At 70.7% G+C, this 15,884-nt stretch carries 14 protein-coding genes and 1 pseudogene; 3 read left to right on the top strand and 12 right to left on the bottom strand.

Annotated elements, in window-relative coordinates; all coding sequences use genetic code 11:
• Nucleotides 1-49 precede the first annotated feature (49 nt).
• From ISP_RS41835 to hppD, 5 genes are all read right to left on the bottom strand, one after another.
• Nucleotides 50-604, bottom strand: coding sequence for a hypothetical protein (locus ISP_RS41835; protein ID WP_013229833.1), 555 nt, complete (start codon nucleotides 602-604; stop codon nucleotides 50-52).
• On the bottom strand, nucleotides 601-4,149 hold the full coding sequence (locus ISP_RS41830; protein WP_013229832.1) for a hypothetical protein: 3,549 nt from the start codon (nucleotides 4,147-4,149) through the stop codon (nucleotides 601-603). Before ISP_RS41830 ends, ISP_RS41835 begins: the two co-directional genes overlap by 4 nt.
• Complete coding sequence (locus tag ISP_RS41825) at nucleotides 4,149-4,457, bottom strand: type VII secretion target (protein WP_013229831.1); 309 nt, start codon at nucleotides 4,455-4,457, stop codon at nucleotides 4,149-4,151. The genes ISP_RS41830 and ISP_RS41825 overlap by 1 nt, the downstream gene beginning before the upstream one ends.
• Before the next feature lie 10 nt (nucleotides 4,458-4,467).
• Entirely contained in the window at nucleotides 4,468-5,004 is a 537-nt protein-coding gene (locus tag ISP_RS41820; protein ID WP_014467736.1) for a YbaB/EbfC family nucleoid-associated protein, read from the bottom strand.
• 122 nt (nucleotides 5,005-5,126) lie between these two features.
• Entirely contained in the window at nucleotides 5,127-6,326 is a 1,200-nt protein-coding gene (hppD, locus tag ISP_RS41815) for a 4-hydroxyphenylpyruvate dioxygenase (RefSeq protein ID WP_013229829.1), read from the bottom strand.
• A gap of 108 nt (nucleotides 6,327-6,434) precedes the next feature.
• Between hppD and ISP_RS41810 the strand changes: the two genes are divergently transcribed.
• The gene (locus tag ISP_RS41810) at nucleotides 6,435-6,908 is read left to right on the top strand and encodes an Lrp/AsnC family transcriptional regulator (protein WP_013229828.1); all 474 of its coding nucleotides are present in this window, start codon (nucleotides 6,435-6,437) and stop codon (nucleotides 6,906-6,908) included.
• Nucleotides 6,909-6,912: 4 nt separating this feature from the next.
• Here the strand turns inward: ISP_RS41810 and ISP_RS41805 are convergent, their stop codons facing one another.
• The 3 genes from ISP_RS41805 to ISP_RS41795 form a co-directional block, all read right to left on the bottom strand.
• The gene (locus ISP_RS41805) at nucleotides 6,913-7,725 is read right to left on the bottom strand and encodes an MBL fold metallo-hydrolase (protein ID WP_013229827.1); all 813 of its coding nucleotides are present in this window, start codon (nucleotides 7,723-7,725) and stop codon (nucleotides 6,913-6,915) included.
• Nucleotides 7,726-7,774: 49 nt separating this feature from the next.
• Entirely contained in the window at nucleotides 7,775-8,278 is a 504-nt protein-coding gene (greA, locus tag ISP_RS41800; RefSeq protein WP_013229826.1) for a transcription elongation factor GreA, read from the bottom strand.
• A 197-nt stretch (nucleotides 8,279-8,475) separates the two neighbouring features.
• Complete coding sequence (locus ISP_RS41795; protein ID WP_013229825.1) at nucleotides 8,476-8,931, bottom strand: DUF4307 domain-containing protein; 456 nt, start codon at nucleotides 8,929-8,931, stop codon at nucleotides 8,476-8,478.
• A 133-nt stretch (nucleotides 8,932-9,064) separates the two neighbouring features.
• Between ISP_RS41795 and mca the strand changes: the two genes are divergently transcribed.
• Together mca and ISP_RS41785 are read left to right on the top strand one after the other, a co-directional pair.
• A complete protein-coding gene (gene mca, locus ISP_RS41790) occupies nucleotides 9,065-9,985 on the top strand; it encodes a mycothiol conjugate amidase Mca (protein ID WP_013229824.1) in 921 nt (306 codons plus the stop codon).
• Entirely contained in the window at nucleotides 9,982-10,311 is a 330-nt protein-coding gene (locus tag ISP_RS41785) for a hypothetical protein (protein WP_013229823.1), read from the top strand. Before mca ends, ISP_RS41785 begins: the two co-directional genes overlap by 4 nt.
• A gap of 84 nt (nucleotides 10,312-10,395) precedes the next feature.
• Here the strand turns inward: ISP_RS41785 and ISP_RS41780 are convergent, their stop codons facing one another.
• From ISP_RS41780 to ISP_RS41765, 4 genes and pseudogenes are all read right to left on the bottom strand, one after another.
• A complete protein-coding gene (locus ISP_RS41780; protein WP_013229822.1) occupies nucleotides 10,396-12,888 on the bottom strand; it encodes a polynucleotide kinase-phosphatase in 2,493 nt (830 codons plus the stop codon).
• Nucleotides 12,885-14,252, bottom strand: a complete 1,368-nt coding sequence (locus ISP_RS41775) for a 3' terminal RNA ribose 2'-O-methyltransferase Hen1 (RefSeq protein WP_013229821.1) — start codon at nucleotides 14,250-14,252, stop codon at nucleotides 12,885-12,887. Before ISP_RS41775 ends, ISP_RS41780 begins: the two co-directional genes overlap by 4 nt.
• A 68-nt stretch (nucleotides 14,253-14,320) precedes the next feature.
• Complete coding sequence (locus ISP_RS41770; protein WP_013229820.1) at nucleotides 14,321-14,740, bottom strand: hypothetical protein; 420 nt, start codon at nucleotides 14,738-14,740, stop codon at nucleotides 14,321-14,323.
• Nucleotides 14,741-15,611: 871 nt separating this feature from the next.
• Nucleotides 15,612-15,752, bottom strand: a pseudogene (locus tag ISP_RS41765) (RICIN domain-containing protein); the annotation flags it as partial.
• Nucleotides 15,753-15,884 lie beyond the last annotated feature (132 nt).

The following is a 15,884-nucleotide window of genomic DNA, read 5'->3' as shown; positions in this document are numbered from 1 at the left end:
GAGCCCGGCGCGGTACCACTCCGGCGTGGGGGCCTCGTCGCGCACCACTTCACCGAGGTTCAATGTACTGCGCCCAATCCGGGATACGTCGGCGACCCAATTCCCGCATCACTTCCAGCCGTTCGCGGTAACGCGCGACATCGGGCGTTATGGCGCGGAACCAGAAAGAAACGCTTTCCCATTGTTCTTCGGTTCCCTCGCCCTCGGTGACGAGCCGGACCGGGGGGTCGGGGAGGTCGATTTTCGCGCCGTCGACGACGTGGAAGGTGTACGACTGGTGCTCCACCAGCACCAGCGCGCCCTCCGGGTCTTCCAGCGGATCGTTCATCGCCGTCAGGGTGGCCAGGAGGTGGTTCTTGGCTTCCCGCCGCACCGCGCCGACCCCGAGCGAGCTCCCGGCCAGCCACAACCCGTGGTCCCGGCCGATCAGCCGGAGGACCTCGCGAACGGCGGCCGGTACGGCGCGGGCGCCCTGCTCGGCGGCCCAGTCGTCGATTTCCGCGTCGGACGCTCCTCGCACGGAGTCCGCGCGCAGCCCGTCCGACACGGCTCCGGCGAAGATTTCGCGGATCCGCTCGGCGGGATCGGTATTCGGCGTGGTCACCAGAGCAGCTCCTCACCCTGGAGGTTGACGACCTCGACGCGGACATTCGGGAACAGTTTCTCGAACTGCATGATGACATCCTGGCACGAGTCGCAGATCTGGTAGTCCACCGGGATGTTGTCGCGTTTGGTGGACGGCAGGTCGACGACCATCCGCAGATCGCCGTCCATGCCTTCCCGCGTGATCGGGGTGTAGTTTTCGCCGCGCGTGGCCGCCCGCTCGGCCGCCCGCCGGTTGATCTCCTCGAGCGCGCTGTCCATCCGGTCCTGCGCGCGGGCGATGTCGCCCTTGAGCCCGTTGTCGTAGGTCCGGAGACCGTCCGATTCTTCGCGCCGCATGCGTTCGATCTGCTTCTTGACGATGTCGTCGACCTCTTCGCGGGGAAGCCCGGACCGCTCGGCGAAGTCGCGGCGGACCAGTTCCTCCATGAGCTTGGGCTCGGAGTCGTGCATCCGCCCGAACTTGTTCGTCGGGTCCGGCTGCCCGAGTTCGGGCCGGTAGGTCCCGGCGTCCTTGGTCTCGAACAGGCGCTCGCGCTTCGGGTAGCTCGGGCCCTCGCTCGCGGGCGCCCAGTCGTGGGTCTTCCCGCTGAAGCTGTGGATGTCCTCCACCCCGCCTTCGAGGCTGCGGTACCTCGAGGTGGTCAGGGCTCGGTCGTGCGGGCGCCGCAGGTCGTCCGTGGTCGGGTTGACGTTCCGGCCGTCGTGGTGCCGGACCGACTCCAGACCTTCTTCGCGCAGGTCCCGGTTCTCGCGGCGGAGATCGCGCAGGTCCTGATCGCGTTCGGCCGGGTCGTACGGCCGCTGTCCGCGGTCGATCGCGCTGTCGGCGTCGACATCGTGCTGGTCGCCGTGGTGGCTGTCGGGCGCGAAGCCGTCTTCGCCGGCGCGGTGCGTCGAACCGTCCGGGTGGTGGGTGGTCCACTCGCCGTCCGGCGGGATGCGCGGACGCATGCGGCCGTCGGGACCGATTTCGTAGTCGGAGGAGAAGACGCGGCCGTGCGAGTCCGTCCACGCGGGTTTCGTCGGGGCCAGGACCTCGGTGTCGAGCTCGCGCGAGAGCCGGTGCGCGAAGTCGTTCGAGCCGGCGTCACAGCCGATCAGCCGGATCGGGCGGCCGTCGTAGTCGCCGTTGCGGCGGAGGATGTCGGCGAATTCCTCGGGGGTGTAGAGGCGGTCGCCGATGCGGGCGTGGCCGTCCGGGGTGACGTGGACGTCGACGGTGTAGCGGCCATGCGGGTCGGGCTGCACGCGGTGCGGCAGGTCGCCCATGTCGGGGTCGCCGGCGTGGTACGAGCTGCCCGACGGGGTGCTTTCCGCGTGCCGCGCGTTGACCTCGTCCGGGGTGAGCGGTTCGTGGTGCGGGGTGCCGCCGTCCGGATCGTGGTGGCCGGGGGTGTTGTCGTGCGGGCCGTTCTCGTGCGGGGTGCGTTCGTGCGAGGTGTTCTGGTGCGGGCCGTTTTGGTGGGAGGGGCCGGTTTCGTGCGGCCGGGTGCCGGGGGCGGGCCCGCCGGGCCGGGTGCCGGGGGTGTGCGTGCCAGGGGCGTGTGTGCCGGGGCCGAAGCCCCGGGCGGCGGGCGCGGGCGCGGGCGGAGTGCGCGGACGGCCACCGCCGGGCAGGTCACCGCCGCCGGTGCGGGGCCGGCCGGGTACGTCGACGTGCGCGCCCGGGGTGCCCGGAGTGCCGGTCCAGCCGCCACCCCCGGTGCGCGGAGAGCCGCCGCCGAGGCCACCCCCACCGGGCCCACCACCGGGCGGCAGGCCACCCCCGCCCATCACCGGCGCGCCACCTGGCGACGGGACAGCGGCCCCGTCCCCACCCCGCGGCGACGGAACAGCGCCGGGCTCACCGGTACGAGGAGCGGCGGGGGCGGTCCCGCTGGCGGAGGTATTGCCATCGACCCGCGGAGGCGCGGCACTGCTGGGCGAATCGGCCCCGCTGTGCGACCCGCCTGCATTGCTGTCCCCGCCCCGCGACGGCGAGCTGCCGCTGTGCGAGGAAGTGCTGCCGCCCACCCGCGACGGCGTGTTGTCCCCGGCGTGGGAGGGAGTGTTGTCGCTGCTGCGGGTGGGGGAAGGGCTGGTGTCGCCGCTGTGCGACGGGGTGCTGTCGGTTCCCCGGGTAGGTGAGGGGCTGGTGTCGCCGGTATGCGACGGGGTGCTGTCGCTGCCGCGGGTGGGTGAGGGGTTGGTGTCGCTTGTCCGCGACGGTGAGTTCTCTCCCGCGTGCGAGGGCGTGCTGTCGCTGCCCCGCCTCGGCGACGGGCTCGAGTCGCCCGTGTGGGAAGGCGAGGGATCGCCCGCGCGCGAAGGAGAACCGTCTCCGGCGGGGGAAGGCGAGCCGTTGCCCGACCGCGCTGCCGATGGCGGACCCTCTCCGTCGCCGGTGTGCGACGGCGAACCGTCCCCGTCCGGCGATCCGGAACCGTCCCGGCTCGGGCTCCGGCGGGATCCGGAGTCCGTGTTCAGCGGATCAGAACTCGGCGAATCCCCGTCTGCGTGGCCGGAATCGCCCGAGCTGCTCGGCGAATCCTCGCCGCCGTGCGAGCTGTCCCCGTCGCCACCCGAAGAACCGTCGCCGCCGTGCGAGCCGTCCCCGTCGCCACCCGGAGAACCGTCGCCGCCGTGTGAGCCGCCCTCGCCGGAGTCCCCTCCGTGGGCTCGGGTGTGGACCCCGCCGCCCTCCTTCGGGATCTTCCGGACGAAGCCGCCCTCCTTGACCTTCAGCCCGTCCAGCCCGCTGACTTTGCCCAGTACCTTCCCGAAGACCTTCGCGATCTTCTCGAACAGGTCCACCAGCTTCGACAGCAGCGGCGAGACCTTGCGGATCGTGTCGGTCAGCTTCTTGAGCAGCTCGCCGATCTTCTTGCCCCACTTGGCAATGGCCGCCGAGGCCTGTGCCACCACCACCGGTGTGCCGAAGCCGAGGCTGAAGACCTCCTCCATCACCCACGAGATGAGCTTGCCGACCAGGTCAGCGATCAGCTGCCGCACCGTCTCCCGGACGAACGACACCACCTGGCCCATGATCATCGTGACCGTGCTGATCGCGCCGGCCACCGTCGCCGCGCCCGAGAGGGCGTCGCTGTGCTCGGCCGCGAACTTGCGGTACGCGTCCGCACCCGCGCCGGTCCAGCCCGTCGTGCCGTTCTTGACCGCGTTGTCGAAGTCGGTCTTCCGCTCGCCGAGCGCCTTCGAGACGTTGCCCCAGGTGTCCGCATAGGACTGGATCACCGGCGGGTTGCCCGCGACGGAGTCCAGCATGTCCTTCAGCGGCTGCACGTGTTCCATCAGGAACGACGCCACCGACGACATCAGGTACCCGAACGGGTCGATCGCCGCCCCGGCGATCTCGCCGGCCAGCGACAGCATGCCGAGGCCGCCGGAAACCCAGTCGCCGTCCTTGATGCCGTTGAACGCGTCCATCGACGACTCGGCGATGCCGATGCCGCCGGCCCAGCCGTAGTCGCCGTTGCCCGCCGTGAACGCGCCTGGCCCGTCCGGGTCCTTTTTGGCGTCGGCGACGAGCGGGTTCCCCTCCGGCATCAGGCACCGTCCGCGGACTTGTTCAGGTCGTCGGCGACGCCGCTTTCGTACTTGTGGTAGGCCGCCGCGGCCTCGCGGACCTTGCCGGACACGGCCGTCATCGCCTGCACGGCGTCCTTGAGCGCGTCGATCCCGTACTGCTCCACCGGGTCGAGCAGCATCCGGAACGGCTGGCAGAGGATGCCGTACGCGTCGGTCGGCATGCTCACCTGGTTCGCCGCGTCGACGGCCTGCTGCAGCCCGTCACCGATGGCGTCGAGCTGCTTCGCGTGCGCCGTCAGGTCGGTGCTGAGTTCCACATCCGTCATCGGTTCCCCCTCAGGAAAGGATCGGTCCGCCGAAGTCGTCGTCGTCTTCGTCGCCACCCGGGCGGCGACGGCGGGGCGGCGGCGGGATCCGCGGCGCCGCGGGCGGCGGCGGCTCGGTGTCCTCCGGCAGGAACCGGCGGACGCGGTCGGGTTCCGGGAACGCGGGTTCGGCCTCGGGCGGCGGCTGCGGGAACGTGCTCTGCGCCTCGCGGACGATCTCCGCCGCGGCCTGGTCGCCGGTGCCGGTGGTCTCGGTCATGGCCTGCTGCAACAGCTCGGGGATCCGCGCCTGCGCCCGCTGCACCAGCTGCATGACCTGCGCCGACACCTCGGCCATCCGCTTGCCCGCCGCCGACTCCGCGATCACGAGGTTCTTCAGCAGCCCGCGGGAATCGACGGTCACCTGGACGGAGCCGTCCTTCGACCGCTCGGTGACCGACTGGCCCTGCATGCGATCGGCCAGCGCCTGGTACCGGGCGGCGTTCTCCTCGAGCCGCTTGGTCCAGTTGTCGATCAGCGCGTCGCTGGCGTCGATGCTGTCCGGCATCACGGCCCCTTCTCTCTGCTTCCCCACACTGACGGATCCCGGGTCCCGCCGGTTCCCGGATCACGCAAAAAGCCACCATAGGGGACCCGGAGATCTCCCACGGTGGCCTTCGCCGAGATGTGTCAGAGGTTGCCGCGACGCTCCTGTTCACGCTCGATCGCTTCGAACAGCGCCTTGAAGTTGCCCTTGCCGAAGCCCAGCGAGCCGTGCCGCTCGATCAGCTCGTAGAACACGGTCGGGCGGTCGCCGATCGGCTTCGTGAAGATCTGCAGCAGGTAGCCGTCCTCGTCGCGGTCGACCAGGATGCTGTGCTCCTTCAGCGTCTCGATCGACACGCGGACGTTGCCGATCCGGGCGCGCAGCTCGGGATCGTCGTAGTAGGAGTCCGGGGTGGCGAGGAACTCGACGCCGGCGGCGCGCATCGCGGTGACCGTGGCGATGATGTCGTTGGTGGCCAGCGCGATGTGCTGGCAGCCGGCGCCGCCGTAGAACTCGAGGTACTCGTCGATCTGCGACTTCTTCTTCGCCACGGCGGGCTCGTTCAGCGGGAACTTGACCCGGTGGTTGCCGTTCGAGACGACCTTGCTCATCAGCGCCGAGTACTCGGTCGCGATGTCGTCGCCGACGAACTCCGCCATGTTCACGAAGCCCATGACGCGGTGGTACCAGTCGACCCAGTAGTCCATCTTGCCGAGCTCGACGTTGCCGACGCAGTGGTCGACGGCCTGGAACAGCCGCTTCGGTGCGCCTTCGGGCCGCTTGATCGTGCTCTCGCGCGGCTCGTAGCCGGGCAGGTAGACACCGTTGTAGCGCGACCGGTCGACCAGCGAGTGGCGGGTCTCGCCGTAGGTCGCGATCGCGGCGACGCGCACGGTGCCGTGCTCGTCGGAGACGTCGTGCGGCTCCTCGAGGACGGTCGCGCCCTGCGCGCGGGCGTGCTCGATGCACTTGTCGACGTCGGTGGTCTCCAGCGCCAGGTCGATGACGCCGTCACCGTGCTTGCGGTGGTGGTCCAGCAGCGGCGAGTCCGGCTTCACCCCGCCGGTGATGACGAACCGGGCCGAGCCGGACTTCAGCACGTAGGACTTGCGCTCGTAGTCGCCGGTCTCGGGTCCCGAGTACGCGACGAGCTGCATCCCGAACGCGATCTGGTAGTACCAGGCGGTCTGGGTGGCGTTGCCGGCGATGAACACCACCGCGTCCATGGCCTTGACCGGGAACGGGTCGGTCGAGGCGTCGTGGTCGACGAGCCCGACCAGCTGACGCAGCTGGTCATAGCTGACGTCGTCGAGGGCACCCTGGGGTTCGGCAGTCTGGGTCATACCCGAAGGATCAACCCAGCGAGGCAAGATGAGCAATGGACTCAGATCTTACTGGACAAGATGACCGGTGATCATGGGGCACCGGCCGTCATCGTGGACAATCTGCGTATGCCGGAGAACCTGGATGCGCTGGATGCCCGACTGCTGTTGCTGCTCACGGACTCCCCGCGTCTGGGGGTGCTGGAGTGCGCGCGGCGGCTCGGTGTCGCCCGCGGCACGGTCCAGGCCCGCCTCGACCGCCTGACCGAGCGCGGCATCCTCGGCGGCTTCCCGCCGGAGCTCGACCTGGCGGCGATGGGCTACGGCCTGACCGCGTTCGCGGTGCTGGAGATCGCGCAGGGCCGCCGCGCGGAGGTGGCGGCGGCCCTGGCGGCGATCGACGAGGTGTGCGAGGTCCACGCGACGACCGGCCAGGGCGACCTGTTCGTCCGCATGGTCGCGCGCGGCAACGACGACCTGCAGCGGGTGATCGACAAGGTGGTCGGCGTCCCGGACGTCCTGCGCACGTCGACGTCGATCGCGCTGTCGACGCCGGTGCCGCCGCGGGTCCGCCCCCTGCTGGAGCGGACCGCGCGGGGCTGAGGGCTCAGCCCTCGTCGGCCACGTGGGCCAGGTACCGCTTGGCCGAGCGCTGGACGACCTCGAAGCCGCCGGTCCGCACGATCGCGTTCCACCAGGCGCCGTAGATCGCCTCGAAGCGGTACCCGGCCAGCAGTTCCGCGGCGCGGCGGACGACGTGGGGCCGCTCCGGGACGAGGTTCGGGTAGCTGTACATGAAGCCGACGTGGGTGCGGTCGGGGATCACCTGCACGATGTCGCCGGACAGCAGCGCGCCCTGGCCGTCTTCGCCGTCCGGCCAGTGCAGCACCGTGCCGCCGGCGAAGTGCACGCCGAGATTGATCAGCCGCAGGTCGTCGGCGACGTCGAGGGTGGTCCCCGACCACAGCTTCACCGCCGGGTCGGGCCGGCCGATCCACTGCTCGTCGCCCTCGTGCAGGTAGATCGGCACGTCGAACGCGTGCGCCCACTCCACCATCGTCGTGTAGTAGTGCGGGTGGCTGATCGCGATACCGGTGATGCCGCCCAGGTCGCGGACCTGCGCCACCAGCGCGTCGTCCAGGTACGCCGCGCAGTCCCAGAGGAAGTTCCCCGAGCGGGCCCGCACCAGCAGCGCGCGCTGGCCGATCGCGAACCCCGGGTTCGAGCCGACCCCGACGATGCCGGGGCCCTGCTCCTCGATCCGCGGGGTGTAGGTGCCACTCGACCGGAGCGCGTCCAAGGTGGTCCACTGCTGCCCGCCCTGCGGGACGTACTGGCGTTCGTCCTCGCAGATCGGGCAGTCCTCGCGGGCCGCGGCGTACTGCATGCCGCAGGCCTGGCACATCGGTTCGGTGCTCACGACTTCGTCCTCCCAGAATGTGGATCCTGGGAGGACACGCTAGCCGCTGCTATTTCGCGTCAGTGTAGGGAACCGCCTTGACGAGCGTCACCTTCTGGACCTTGCCGTTGGGCAGTTCGTACTCGCGGGACTCGCCCTCCTTGGCGCCGAGCAGGGCCTTGCCCAGCGGCGATTCCGGGGAGTACACGTCGAGTTCGCCCTCGGCGCCCTCTTCACGGGTGGCGAGCAGGAACTTCTCGTCCTCGTCGTCACCCTCGTACCGGACGGTGAGCACCTTGCCGGGGCCGGCGGTCCCGTCGTTCGCGGGCTTCTCGCCGACCTTGGCCGAGCGCAGCAGCTCCTGCAGGTGCCGGATGCGCGCTTCGGCCTGGCCCTGCTCCTCGCGAGCCGCGTGGTAACCGCCGTTCTCCTTGAGGTCACCTTCTTCGCGGCTGTCGTTGATGCGCGCGGCGATGACCGGCCGATTCTCGATCATTTCGTCGAGCTCGTGCTTGAGCCGGTCGTAGGCATCCTGGGTGAGCCAGGTCACCTTGGTGTCGCTCACGGTCACCATCTCCTCGTCGGGCCTGCCAGGCTTGCGTGTTCAAGCCGGCCCACGCGGGCCTAGGTGCCCGCGTGGCTCTCGGATAAAGCAAAAACACGGCCCGTCGCGGGCCGTGCTGAGGGGTCAGAGTATCACGGCGCGAGAGGTCGACGCCCGTTATTTCCCCGCGCCCTGGGCGTTGAGCGCGCGGTTCACCCCGTTGGCCGCTATGGGGTTGACAGATAGCGTGGTATGTCGTACGAGCAGCCGAAGACGTCGGCGGTCACCGGTGCCCCGATGCTCTTGATCGTCGTGCTGATCCGGTTGTGCTTCGCGCCGGCGGGGATCAGGAGCTCTTTGCGGCCGCTCTCGGCGCCGGTCTTGTCGCGGGCGCGGACGACGCACACGCCCGGCCTGCTGTCGTCGTCCCGGGTGACGTTGAGGGTGATTTCCATCGCGTTGCCCGGTTTCGCGCTGAACGCGATGCGCTCGGCGTCGATCGGCGCCGAGCCGAGGTTGACGTACGCGACCCAGGCGATCAGGCCGCTGACCAGCAGGGCGATGGCCAGGAAGAGCCAGCGCCGCCAGCGCCGGGACGTCTTCGCGCGCCCGGTGCCGTACCGGCCCTCGGGCAGCGCGGGCGCCCTGCCGCCGACGGCCGTTTCCGCCGGTCCGCCTGCCAACCCGGGCCTCCTGCTCGTTCTTGTCGTACCCGTGAGGACAATGGGACGCGGGTACGTCTCGAGTATCCGCCCGCTGGGTGGGCGGCCCGCAGGTGGGTCGCGGAATAAGGGTAGAAGGGGAGTCGTTCGGAGCATGGTGGACGCCGACGAGCTGAGGAACACCGCCAACCCGCGCCTGCGCCTGATGGCCGTGCACGCGCACCCGGACGACGAGTCGAGCAAGGGCGCCGCCACGATGGCGCGCTACGCCGCCGAAGGTCACGAGGTGCTGGTCGTCACGTGCACCGGGGGCGAAGCAGGCAGCATCCTGAACCCGGCCATGGACCGGCCCGAGGTGCTGGCGAACATGAGCGAAATCCGCCGGGAGGAGATGGCCCGGGCGGCCAAGATCCTCGGCGTGAGCCAGCACTGGCTGGGCTTCGTCGACTCCGGCCTGCCGGAGGGCGACCCGCTGCCGCCGGTGCCGGAGGGGTCGTTCGCGGTCGTGCCGCTGGAGGAGTCCACCGAGGCGCTGGTGCGTGTGATCCGGGAGTTCCGCCCGCACGTGATCACGACCTACGACGAAAACGGCGGCTACCCGCACCCCGACCACATCCGCACCCACGAGGTGTCGATGGCGGCGTGGGACGCGGCGCCGGACCCGGCCCGCTTCCCCGACGCCGGCGAGCCGTGGCAGCCGCTGAAGCTGTACTACGTGCACGGCTTCTCGCGCGCCCGGATGGTGCTGTTCGACGAGGCGCTGAAGGAGGCCGGGCTGGAGTCGCCGTACACCGAGTGGCTGGCGAACTGGGACCCGAACCGGGGCGATGTGATGGAGCGGGTGACGACCCGCGTCGAGTGCAGTGAATACTTCGAGGTGCGGGACGAGGCGCTGAAGGCGCACGCCACGCAGATCGACCCGACCAGCCGCTGGTTCGCCGTGCCCCGCGAGATGCAGCGCGAGGTCTGGCCGACCGAGGAGTACGAGCTGGTCAAGTCGCTCGTCGACAGCACATTGCCGGAGGACGACCTGTTCGCCGGCATCGTCGGCGCCGAGGAGAAGGTGAACACATGAGTCTGACGCTGCCGGCCGGCGTGGCCCTTCCGGTGACCGCGTCGGCCCTGGTCTTGACGCAGCAGCCGGGCAACGGCGACAACGGCGGGCAGGGGGAAGACTTCGGCAAGTCCTCCCCGGTCGGCTTCCTGGTGCTGATCCTGTTCCTCATCGCGGTGGCCTTCCTGGTCCGTTCGATGACCAAGCACCTGAAGCGCGTGCCGGCCAGCTTCGACGACCCGCCGGCCGAGGAAGCTTCGGCCGACGAGCCGCCGGCTGAGGCCGCGGCTCCGGCTGAGCCGGAGAAGAAGCAGCCCAACGGCGCCTCCCCGGCCAAGTCCGACTGATCCGGATGCAGTGAATGACTCATTCCTGGCGTCAGACGCCAGGAATGAGTCATTCACTGCGTTTCGGCCCGGCGGCCCGGCGTCTCAGAGCCGCGGGTCCACCGGGTCCGACTCCAGCGCGAGCACGGCGAACACGCACTCGTGCACGCGCCAGAGCGGCTCGCCGCGCGCGACGCGCGCCAGGGCTTCCAAGCCCAGGGCGTACTCGCGCAGTGCCAGCGTGCGCTTGCGGTTCAGCCCACGCTTGCGCAACCGCTCCAGGTTCTCCGGCAGCGTGTAGTCCGGGCCGTAGATGATCCGCAGGTACTCGCGCCCGCGCACCTTCACCCCGGGCTGGACCAGCCCGCGCGTCCCGCGGGTCAGGTTCGCCGCCGGCTTGACGACCATGCCCTCGCCGCCGGTGGCCGTCAGCTCTTCCCACCACGCGACGCCCCGGGTGACCGATGCGTCGTCCAGCAGATCCACCTCGAGCGTCCGGGTCCGCTGGAAGCGCGATCCGCGCAAAAGATCCAGCTGCGCGAGGTGCCAGGCGTGCGGCCGGTCGTGGTAGGCCTTCCCCTCCGACGCCAGGAGCTGGAACGGCGCCAGCCGGACGCCGTCCAAGCCCGACGTCGGCCAGCAGTAGCGCCGGTACGCCGTCCGGTAGGAATCCACTGTGGACGACCGGGAAGCGGTTCGTGCCAGCAAATCCGAAACGTCGATGCCCCGCGCGGCCGCCGTCGTCAACGCCGAGACCGCCGAAGGCAGCACCGCCTGGGCGGCCGCGCCCACCGACGCGTATTGAGACGCGATCAGCGAACCGGCCTTCGCGCTCCACGGCAGCAGCTCGGCGTCGAGCAGCAACCAGCCCGAGTCCAGCTCCTCGAACAGCTCGGCCGCCGCCGTGCGCACGTCGGCCAGGAGCGCCTCGTTTTGCGAAGCCGAGAAGAACGGCCGCCCGGTCCGCGTGTACACCGCGCCACCGCCGCGGATCCCGAAGCGGCGGTACGCCACTTCGTCGTCCCGGCAGACCAGCACGACGGCTCGTGAACCCATGTGCTTCTCTTCGCACAGCACGGCGCCGACCCCGGCCGCCCGATATTCGGCGAACGCCTCCTCCGGGTGCTCCAGGTAGTCCGCTTTCGACGACGTCGAACACGGCGCCATCGTCGGCGGCAGGTAGGCCAGCCACCGCGGGTCGACCGCGAACCGGCTCATCACCTCCAGCGCCGCCGCCGACTGCTCCGCCGAGACGCCGACCCGGCCGTGGTGGGCGGTCTGCACGATCCGCTTCCCGGTGACGTCGGCCAGCTCCAGCACCGCCGGCTCGCGCCCGCCCAGCGGCCGCGCCGCGTCGAGCGGGCGCACCGGCTCGTACCAGACCCGGTGCGCCTTCACCGAGACGACTTCGCGCTCCGGGTAGCGCAGCGCGGTCAGCTTCCCGCCGAACACGGCGCCGGTGTCGAGGCACATCGTGTTGTTGACCCACTCCGGCTCCAGCGTCGGCGTGTGCCCGTAGAGGACCATCGCCGTTCCGCGGTAGTCGTGGGCCCACGGCAGCCGCACCGGCAGGCCGTACTCGTCGGTCTCGCCGGTCGTGTCGCCGTAGAGCGCCATGCTGCGCACCCGCCCGGAGGCGCGCCCGTGGTACCGCTCCGGCAGCCCGGCGTGCGCGACGACGAGCTTCCCGCCGTCGAGGACGTAGTGCGCGATCAGCCCGTCGCAGAACTCGTGGACGCGACGGCGGAACTCCTCGCTCTCGGCGCCGAGCTGCTCCAGCGACTCGGCGAGCCCGTGCGCGACGTTGACCTTCCGCCCGTGCAGGGCGCGCACCAGCTTCTGCTCGTGGTTGCCGCACACGACCAGCGCGCTGCCGGACGAGGCCATCCCCATCACGCGCCGCAGCACGCCCGGGGTGTCCGGGCCGCGGTCGACGAGGTCGCCGACGAACACCGCGGTCCGCCCGTCCGGGTGCACACCGTCGACGTACCCCAGCTCGGCCAGCAGTTCCTCGAGTTCGGCCGCGCAGCCGTGGACGTCGCCGATCACGTCGAACGGCCCGGTCAGCGCGCGCTTGTCGTTGCGCAGCGGCTCGACGACGATCTCGGCTCCGGCCACCTCGGCTTCCGACCGCAGCACGTGCACGCGCCGGAAACCCTCGCGCTCCAACGACTTCAGCGACCGCTGCAGCTCACCGCGCTGCCGCCGGATCACGTGGTCGCCGAAGTCGCGGTCGGTGCGCGAGGTGTTCCGGGCGGCGCAGACGGCCACCGGCAGGTCGAGCACGATCGCCGTCGGCAGCACGTCGTGCTCCTTCGCGAGCTTCACCAGGCTCGCCCGCGAAGCACGCTGGACGTTCGTCGCGTCGATGACGGTCGTCCGCCCGGCCGCGAGCCGCTTGCCCGCGACGAAGTGCAGCGCGTCGAAGGCGTCGGCCGAGGCCGACTGGTCGTTTTCGTCGTCGGCGACGAGCCCGCGGAAGAAGTCGCTGGAGAGCACCTGCGTCGGCGCGAAGTGCGTGCGCGCGAACGTCGACTTGCCGGAGCCGGAAGCGCCGACGAGCACGACGAGCGACATGTCGGGAACGGTCAGCTTCACGCGGCCACCTCCTCGTGGGTGGTGAAGACCGCCAGCTGGGTCGGCGGTCCCGATTCCTGGTCTTCCGGTCCGATCGGCAGGTACCGGACGTCGTAGCCGTGTCGGGTCGCGACACCGTCCGCCCAGGCGCGGAACTCGGCTCGCGTCCATTCGAACCGGTGGTCGGCGTGCCGGAAATGCCCCATCGGCAGGAACTCGAACAGCCGGTTGTACTCCGCGTTGGGCGTCGTGACGAGCACTGTGCGCGGCGCCGCGACGCCGAACACCGCGTGCTCCAGCGCCGGGAGCCGCTCCTCGTCGACGTGCTCGACGACCTCCATGAGCACGGCCGCGTCGAACCCGGCCAGTGCTGGGTCGGCGTAGGTCAGCGCGGACTGGCGCAGCGTGACGCGGGAGCCGTCCTTCAGCCGCTTCTCCGCGATGGCCAACGCACTGCTCGACACGTCGACGCCGACGATTTCGGTGAACGACCGCTCCTTCTCGAGCACGCGCAGCAGCGCGCCGGAGCCGCAGCCGAGGTCCAGCACGCGCCGGGCGCCCGCGGCCCGGAGCGCGGCGAGCACGCTGCCGTGGCGCTGGGACGCGAGGCTTTCCGGCTTGTCCGGCACCTCGGTGACCAGCGCTTCGGCCTCCGCCGGGACGTCGTCGGCCTCGGCCAGCCGGGAAAGCGCGTACGCGACGACCGGACGGCGCCGCTCCAGGTAGCGGTTCGTGATGAGCGTCCGCTCGGGGTGCCCGGCGAGCCAGCCGTCCCCGGCGCGCAGCAGCTTGTCGGCCTCGTCCTGGCCGACCCAGTAGTGCTTGTCACCGTCGAGCGCGGGTAGGAGGACGTACAGGTGCCGCAGCGCGTCGGCGACCCGCTGGGTGCCGGTGAGCTTCAAGTCGACATAGCGACTCTCGCCCCACTGCGGGAACTCCGGGTCGAGCGGGATCGGCGTCGCCGAAACGCGCCAGCCGAGCGGTTCGAACAGCTTGTGCACGACCTCGGCGCCGCCCCGAGCGGACAGCGACGGCAGGTGGATCTCCAGGTCGAAGCGCTCGTCGACCAGCTCCGGACGTGCCGCGCACCGGCCCGCGAGCGCCGTCGTGAACGCGGCCCGCAGCGCCACCGCGAGGTACGAGCCCCCGGCGTACGGCCGGTCGTTGACGTACTGGGTCAGCGACGTCCCGCCGCCGCGCACGAGCTCGATCGGGTCGATCTCCACGAACAGCGCCGCGGTGCAGCGGTCCGGCGCCGCTTCGGGGTAGAAGACGTGCGCGGTCCCGGCGGACAGCGCGACCGACTGCGCCTTTTCCGGGTGCTTGTGCAGGAGGAAGCCCAGGTCGGTGGCGGGGTTCCGGGTGGTCGTGATGGTCAGCAACACCGGCTCAGTGTGGCGGAGCGGCCGGTGACCGCGCGCCCGGTTTTCCCGGGTGCGCGCTCACCGGTCGGCTACTTGAGCGGGGTACCACCCGAGCTGCGGTACGCGATCGTCTTGCCGATCAGGTTGCGCCCGTCGGTCTCGACCCCGGTCTGTTCCTGCTGTCCCGCGCCGAACAGGAGGGCGGCGACGTGCGCGTCCGCCACCTGGTCCAGGTGCGCGAAGAACCAGTCCACCTTGTCGTCCTGGTAGTGGTTCAGGGTGTTGTTCTGCGCCAGGTTGCCCACCGGGACCTGCCACAGGACCACGGGCTTGCCCGTCGATTCGGCCATGGTCTTGTAGAACTTCAGCGCGGCCGCGGCCTGCTGGTCGGTCCAGAAGGTGTTGCGGCCGCCGTTCGCCGGCTTCGCGTACCAGCCGGCGTCGCGGTCCGACACGTCGGTGACGAGGAAGCCGGCGTTCTTCGCGCCGAGTTCCTGGTAGTCCTGCACACATCCCTGACGGTTGGTTTCCCAGTCCCAGCAGGTGAGGTGGAGCCCCGCGCCCGCGTTCGGCGCGGTACTTGTGCGCCATCGCCACCAGGCAAGCGGCCAGGCCGGCGGCGCTGTTCTCCTGCGCGCCGCAGTCCGTCGGGTTCGCGGCCTTGACCTGCGCGGCGACCTGGTGCGGACTGCCGAGGGAGCGGACGTGGCCCCAGAAGTCGGGCTCGATGTCGATCATGTCGTGCGAGGTGCCGATCTTCTGGAGGAAGAAGCGGTAGTCGTTCAGGCAGCGGGTGAGCAGATCGGCCCGGTTGATGGCGACGACCTCGCCGGGACCGTCGCCCTGGCCCGCCGCATCGCCGAGGTCGCGCAGCGAGTACCAGGTCCAGAGGTACTTCTGCGGGCGCGGCTTGCCCTGGTAGGTGGCCTGGGCCACGTGGTCGTCGCCCCAGGTCACGTAGAAGCCGGGAGCCGTGGTTTCGCCGGTCCAGCAGCCCCACCAGCTCGACCACTCGGCCTTGCAGCGTGCCGCCGTGTAGTAGTCCGAGGAGGGCGCGGGCTGACTGTGGACGTAGTTGTACCGCACGTCGAACGGCGCGGCCGTCGCCGAGGCGTCGTTCATCGAGCCGCCGATGAGCACCGTGCTGCTGCCCAGGAACCGGGTCGTCGCGGTACCCCCACGGCTGTCCGCGGCCGGAGCCGGCGACGTCGGCGACGGGCGGGTGCTGGTCGGGGCCTGGCTCGTCGCGACGCTGGTGCGCGGGGTGGTGGAGGTGGTGGACGTGGTCGGCGTGGCGGTGCCCCCGGTGCTGCCGACGCTCCCGGCCGGGACGAGCTGCCACTGCTGGTTGGCGCCGCCCCAGTCGTGGTACTGGGCGATGCGGGCCCCGGCGCTCTTGGAGCCGGCCGGGACCTCGACGGCCATGCCGCTGAAGCGGTTGATCAGGCGCACGTGGCCGTCCGGCGACTTCTCCAGGCGGAACTGCTGGTTGGCACCGCTCAGGTCGTGCCACTGCACCATGGCGGACCCGGCGGTCTTGGACCAGCGGGTAGTCGTCCAGCACGTTGCCGGAGTTGCGGTTCTGCAGAGGCGACATGCCGGTGCTCTCTTTCGGTCGCTGCCTCTGACGCCGACCGCGTGGCCGGACGAACA

The sequence above is a fragment of the Amycolatopsis mediterranei genome, assembly GCF_026017845.1.
GTDB classification, from domain to species: domain Bacteria; phylum Actinomycetota; class Actinomycetes; order Mycobacteriales; family Pseudonocardiaceae; genus Amycolatopsis; species Amycolatopsis mediterranei.
This window is presented reverse-complemented; position numbering and strand designations above follow the sequence as displayed.